This is a genomic window from Brevundimonas sp. (assembly GCF_041648055.1).
Lineage (GTDB): Bacteria > Pseudomonadota > Alphaproteobacteria > Caulobacterales > Caulobacteraceae > Brevundimonas.
In genome coordinates this window covers 1-5,602 of sequence record NZ_JBAZPS010000023.1, presented here as the reverse complement: position 1 = coordinate 5,602, position 5,602 = coordinate 1, and the positions used below count along the sequence as shown (strand labels likewise).

The 5,602-nt window shown below is 61.9% G+C and carries 6 protein-coding genes and 2 pseudogenes; 7 read left to right on the top strand and 1 reads right to left on the bottom strand.

What is annotated here, in order from left to right; translation table 11 throughout:
• The 7 genes and pseudogenes from WC585_RS17115 to WC585_RS17085 form a co-directional block, all read left to right on the top strand.
• On the top strand, positions 1-820 hold an 820-nt coding region (locus tag WC585_RS17115), incomplete at its 5' end, for an AMP-binding protein (RefSeq protein ID WP_373259211.1).
• A gap of 171 nt (positions 821-991) precedes the next feature.
• Positions 992-1,669, top strand: a complete 678-nt coding sequence (locus WC585_RS17110) for a TetR/AcrR family transcriptional regulator (protein WP_039575391.1) — start codon at positions 992-994, stop codon at positions 1,667-1,669.
• A 98-nt stretch (positions 1,670-1,767) separates the two neighbouring features.
• A pseudogene (locus tag WC585_RS17105) lies at positions 1,768-2,454 on the top strand (DDE-type integrase/transposase/recombinase); the annotation flags it as partial.
• 86 nt (positions 2,455-2,540) lie between these two features.
• Positions 2,541-2,984, top strand: a complete 444-nt coding sequence (locus tag WC585_RS17100; RefSeq protein WP_052208271.1) for a transposase — start codon at positions 2,541-2,543, stop codon at positions 2,982-2,984.
• Positions 2,981-3,337 (top strand): IS66 family insertion sequence element accessory protein TnpB, encoded by a 357-nt coding sequence (gene tnpB, locus WC585_RS17095; protein ID WP_039575394.1) that lies wholly within the window; start codon positions 2,981-2,983, stop codon positions 3,335-3,337. The genes WC585_RS17100 and tnpB overlap by 4 nt, the downstream gene beginning before the upstream one ends.
• 31 nt (positions 3,338-3,368) lie before the next feature.
• Positions 3,369-4,886 (top strand): IS66 family transposase, encoded by a 1,518-nt coding sequence (locus WC585_RS17090; protein WP_054588696.1) that lies wholly within the window; start codon positions 3,369-3,371, stop codon positions 4,884-4,886.
• Positions 4,887-4,898: 12 nt separating this feature from the next.
• Positions 4,899-5,171: pseudogene (locus tag WC585_RS17085) on the top strand (integrase core domain-containing protein); the annotation flags it as partial.
• 18 nt (positions 5,172-5,189) lie between these two features.
• Here the strand turns inward: WC585_RS17085 and WC585_RS17080 are convergent.
• The coding region (locus tag WC585_RS17080; protein ID WP_373259212.1) for a hypothetical protein at positions 5,190-5,602 on the bottom strand (413 nt) is incomplete at its 5' end.

Sequence of the window (5,602 nt, the reverse complement as noted above, 5' to 3'; positions counted from 1 at the left end):
CGAAGAGGGCGTCACCTTTTCGGGCGGTGTGCCCACGATCTGGACCATGTACCTCGCTCATCTCGACACCACGGGGACGGGGGTCGGCAATCTCAAGCGCCTCGTTATTGGTGGCTCAGCCGTCCCCCGGGCGATGGCCGAGACATTCCGAGCCAAATATGGTGTCACTGTGCTGCAGCTCTGGGGCATGACCGAAACCAATCCGCTCGGCGTGATTTCGACGCCCTCCCCGCTCCTGATGGCCGAAGGCGAGGATTTCGCGAACGACCTCCTGCTGACGAAGCAGGGTCGCATGCAATTTGGCATCGAACTGCGCATTATCGACGGCGATGGCACGCCGCTCCCCTGGGACGGTGAGCAGGCGGGTGCGCTCCAGGTCCGCGGACCGTGGGTCGTCGATCGCTATTTCCCCGATTTTGAGGGCGCCGGGAGCGATGGCTGGTTCGACACCGGGGACATAGGTACGATCGATCGCTTCGGCTTTCTCCGGCTGACCGACCGCGCGAAAGACGTGATCAAGTCCGGGGGCGAATGGATCAGCTCGATTGATATCGAGAATGCGGCGGTTGGGTACCCCGGCGTCCGGGTCGCCGCGGTCGTTGGCGTATATCATCCAAAATGGGAAGAGCGACCCCTTCTCGTGATTGAAACGCATGAAGGTCAAGCCGTCACAGCCGACGCAATTCGCGCGCATCTGGAGACGAAGGTTGTTCGTTGGTGGCTGCCGGACGACATCCTGTTCGCGACAGTACCGCTCACTGCAACGGGAAAGATCGACAAAAAGGCCTTACGCGAAGCGTATCGTAACCAACTCGCCTAGATGAGATCACACTGCGTCCATTCCCTGCGAACGGCAGCGATCCTTTCAGGCAGGCAAAGTTCAGCGGGCCTCGTGGGTCTTGCATAAGCCCGGGCAATCTCGCGGGGGCGGGCTATACAATGCAAAGCGCTCTACGCTTGCAGCGCGGACAAGGTATGGCCAAGATGAGGCATGACGTCGACCCAAAAAACCAAAGAACAAGCTTCCGGACGAACAGGGAGGCCTACTCGACAAGCCTCGCAAGCACTTTCGAGGAAAATTCTCCGTGTCGCCCGCGATGTCTTCTTTGCCGACGGATTCGGTCGTTCAACGGCGGAACGGATTGCTGCAAAAGCAGGCATCTCCAAGCGCACTTTGTACGCCCGTTACGGGAGCAAAAAGCTGCTTTTCGAGGCGGTAATACTCAGGGAAATCGAGGATCGGCTCTCCTTCCTCGAACAGCACGTTCCCGAACATGGCGACGTTCGGCCCGAGCTTGAAGAGCTGTCCGATGAACTGCTATCCTGGATGCTTACCGACATTCATGTCGCGTTGGAACGCGTTGTAATGGCTGAGGCTGCACGTTTTCCCGCTTTAGCGCGAAACCTTTACGAATTCGGCGTAGGACGCACGACGAGATTGGTGGCAGAGGTTTTGCGCAAAGCCGAGGAGAGGGGAGAAATCAGGGTGTCAGACGCGAATTTTGCTGCGGAGCAGTTTATATCCAGCGTCATTTTGTCACCTTTTCGTCGGGCCGCTCTTGGAGTGGGAGTGACCAGTCACAATGAAACCTCTTCAGCCCGAATGAGGCAAGCTGTGGATCTATTTGTGTACGGCTGCCGCCCCTCCCAGAAGGGGAGCCATCCATAACATTCCCGCTTCATCTCGGGCTGGGCAGTTGTCACGACTAGGTGTTTAGTCCCAGCATGTGATGGTGTAAGCTTGTCATCGTCACAGCGGGAGGGATTATGGGCCAGCTTCTACACGGCAGCGCCAAGACCACGCACGCCGTTCGAGCGGAGCTACAGCGATCGCAAGCTCCGGTCGCGCAGCTCGCGAAGCGGTACGGGATCAACGAGAAGACGGTGATCAAGTGGCGCAGCCGGCCGTCGGTCGAGGACATGCCGGTGGGGCCGAAGGAACGGCGCAGCACCGTGCTGTCGCCGATGGAAGAAGCCGCGATCGTGGCGCTCAGGGTGCAGGCCCGGCTGCCGCTCGATGACGTCTTCATCGCGTTGAAGGACGTGATCCCGAACCTGACGCGCTCGTCGCTTCACCGCTGCCTGCAGCGGCACGGGATCAGCCGATTGCCGAAGGCGGATCGCGAGAAGCCGAAGAAGTTCAAGAAGTACGAGATCGGCTATTTCCACATCGATATCGCCGAACTGCGCTACGAAGGCGGCAAAGGATTCCTCTATGTCGCGGTGGACCGCACCTCGAAGCTGGTGTTCGCCCGCATCTATCGACGGGCGACCAAGCTCGCCGCGGCAGCCTTCCTGCGCGTGCTGATCAAGACGGTTCCCTACAGGATCCACACCATCCTGACCGACAACGGCGTGCAGTTCGTGCAGCGTGACCAGGGCGGCACACTGGGATGGATCGGCCATATCTTCGGCCGTGTCTGCGAGCAGAACGGCATCGAGCATCGCCTCACCGTAACCGGTGTTTCCCTGCCACCTTGCGGGAGTGAAGCGTGGCGTCGATTTTCGCTAGCCCGATCAGGCTGGAGGATGCTGATGCTATGATGATGACATGTGATGATGCTGGCACCAGCGTGGTTCGGCGTTTTGAGGTTTTCACAGGTGCGGGCCAGCGTCGGGAGTGGTCGCCTGAGGTAAAGGCGTCGATCGTCGCGGAGAGCTATTCGGGTCAGGAGACGGCCTGCGCGGTGGCGCGCCGTCATGGGCTTGCTCCGTCGCAACTATTCGCTTGGCGCCGGGATCTGCGCAAGAAGCTGGAGGACCAAGGGCTGACGCTTCCAGCGACGCCTGCGTTCGTGCCGGCGGTGATCGAACCGCTCCCTTCGGGTGATCCAGCCCCTGTCGCCAGGCGCGGCCGTCGCCGTCGGCGTCCCACAGTCAGTGCTGTCGAGCTGGAGATTGACGGCGTGGCGGTGAAGATCGGACGCGGGGCCGATGCGGCTGTGATCGCAGCGGTGATTGAAGCACTCAAGGCAACGCGATGATCGGACCTGGCGCTGGCGCGCGCGTGATGGTGGCGACGCGTCCGGTGGATTTTCGCAAGGGACCTGACGCCCTGGCCGCGCTGGTCGGCGCCGAGTATGGCGGCGACCCATATTCAGGCGTGATCTACGTGTTCCGGGCAAAGCGTGCTGACCGGATCAAGCTGGTCTGGTGGGACGGCACTGGCCTGTGCCTGATGGCCAAGAAGCTGGAGTCCGGCGGCTTCCGGTGGCCGGGCATCCAGGACGGCGTGATGCGTGTGACCTCAGCGCAACTCGGCGCGCTTCTGGAGGGTCTGGATTGGCGCCGGGTGCATGGCGGGCGCCGCCCGCAGGCCCCGCAGATTGCCTGTTGACGGGGCGTTCCCAGACTGATTCACTGCTCCCATGCTCATGGAAGCGGACCTGCCGGACGATGTTGACGCGTTACGCGCGCTCGTCCTCGAACAGGCCCGCAAGCTCGAGAGTGCCGACGCGGAAGCCGAACGCCTGAGGGCGATCATCGAGGCTTTTCGGCGTCATCGGTTCGGCCGCCGTTCCGAGCAGCTCGATCAGGATCAGTTGCAGCTGGGCCTTGAGGATGCCGAGACGGCGCTCGCGGAAGCCGAGGCCGCCAGCGAAGCGAAGGCCGGACGGCCTCGCAGTGATCCTGTGCGCAAGACCAACCGCGGTTCGCTGCCCGCGCATCTCGAGCGGATCGAACAGATCGTTGACGTCGAGAGCAATGCTTGCCCCTGCTGCGGCGGCGCCCTCCACCAGGTCGGCGAGGATGTCGCCGAGCGCCTCGATGTGGTGCCGACCACCTTCCGCGTCGTGGTCACCCGGCGGCCGCGTTATGGCTGCCGTTCGTGCGAGAGCGCGATCGTGCAGCCGCCGGCGCCGGCGCGGATCATTGAGGGCGGCATTCCGACCGAGGCACTGATCGCCCAGGTGCTGGTATCCAAGTATGCCGATCACCTGCCGCTTTACCGGCAGGCCCAGATATACGCCCGGCAGGGCATCCGGCTCGACCGATCCACTTTGGCCGACTGGGTCGGGCGAGCGGCCTGGTATCTGCGCCCCTTGCGTGACCACATTCTCGACGAGCTACGACGATCCGAGCGGCTGTTCGCCGACGAGACGACCGCCCCGGTGCTCGATCCCGGACGCGGGCGGACCAAGACCGGCCAGCTCTGGGCCTATGCCCGCGACGACCGACCATGGGGCGGCTGCGATCCGCCGATCGTCGCCTATGTCTATGCGCCAGATCGCAAGGCCGAGCGTCCCCAGTTCCATCTTGGTGATTTTGCGGGCATCCTACAGGTCGATGGCTATGGCGGCTACGCCGCGCTCCCCCGGCGGCGCCAGCAGATCAGGCTCGCTTTCTGCTGGGCGCATGTGCGTCGCAAATTCTACGAACTGGCTGATACATCCCCGGTCGCTACCGAGGTGCTGCGCCGCATCGCCTTGCTTTACGCCATCGAGGACGATGTGCGCGGCCTCTCGGCCGAGCAGCGTCGTGCCGCTCGGGCCGGACGCAGCCGCGTCATCATCGACGATCTTCACCAATATCTTGCCGCCCGTGGCCGCCAGGTCAGCGCCAAGAGCAAGCTCGGCGAAGCGATCCGCTACGCACTCACCCGCTGGGACGGCCTCTCACGCTTCATCGATGACGGTCGCATCGACCTCGACTCCAATACCGTCGAACGATCGATCAGGCCGCTGGCTCGCAATCGCAAAAATGCCCTGTTTGCCGGTTCCGACGAGGGCGGCGACAACTGGGCGGTGATCGCCACGCTCATCGAATGTTGCAAGCTCAGCACCATCAACCCCCACCAATGGCTGACCGAAACCCTCACCAGCCTCGCCAACGGTTATCCCGCCAACAGCGTCGGTGATCTCATGCCATGGACCGTCGTAGCCTGAAAACACCGGTTACGCCTCACCAAACCCTATCACCCATGGACCAACGGTCAGGCCGAAAGGATGGTGCGCACCATCAAGGAGGCCACCGTCAAATCTTTCCATTACACGTCGATCAACGAGCTGCGCCGCCATGTCCGCGACTGGTTGGTCGCTTACAACTTTGCCAAGCAGTTGAAGGCACTGCGCTTCAAGACACCCTATGAGGCCATCGAAGAACTCTGGAAATCCAAGCCGGATATCTTCAATTTGGAGCCACACCATCACATGCTGGGACTAAACACCTAAGTTTCCATTGGCTACCCGCTAATTGATCACCGCAGCCGTCCAACTCGCGATTTTGTCGGCCATTTCAAGGCTCGCGCGATCAAAGGCTTCGACGATACTCGAAACGCTGTTTGCGCTTGCTGTCCTATCAAGGACGATGCGCGTGACTGCCAGTGGTTCCGATTCTTTGGATCGGCTTAGTTCCACTTGCGCGGCGATGCGAATGATCGGGGCCGCGTCGGGCCCCTGCTCGTAATAGGCTGCAAAAGAAGAAAGCCGTGCGGATAGGACGTAATGATCGGAAGCCACGCTCTGGACAGGGATATGACCGGCCCCCACCGAGTGGTCCGCTGGGATTGTTAGTGCATTGACGCGTCCATCGCCAGTGTTGGCCGCAGGTGGAGCGAAGCGGAACCGGCGGGCGACACTGGCGATGGAACGGCCTCCGGCGC

What these genes read in the sequence shown, in the direction of transcription:
- WC585_RS17110 (WP_039575391.1), top strand. Translation starts at nt 992, where the DNA reads ATGACGTCGACCCAAAAAACCAAAGAACAAGCTTCCGGACGAACAGGG.
- WC585_RS17100 (WP_052208271.1), top strand. Translation starts at nt 2,541, where the DNA reads ATGATGATGACATGTGATGATGCTGGCACCAGCGTGGTTCGGCGTTTT.
- tnpB (WP_039575394.1), top strand. Translation starts at nt 2,981, where the DNA reads ATGATCGGACCTGGCGCTGGCGCGCGCGTGATGGTGGCGACGCGTCCG.
- WC585_RS17090 (WP_054588696.1), top strand. Translation starts at nt 3,369, where the DNA reads ATGCTCATGGAAGCGGACCTGCCGGACGATGTTGACGCGTTACGCGCG.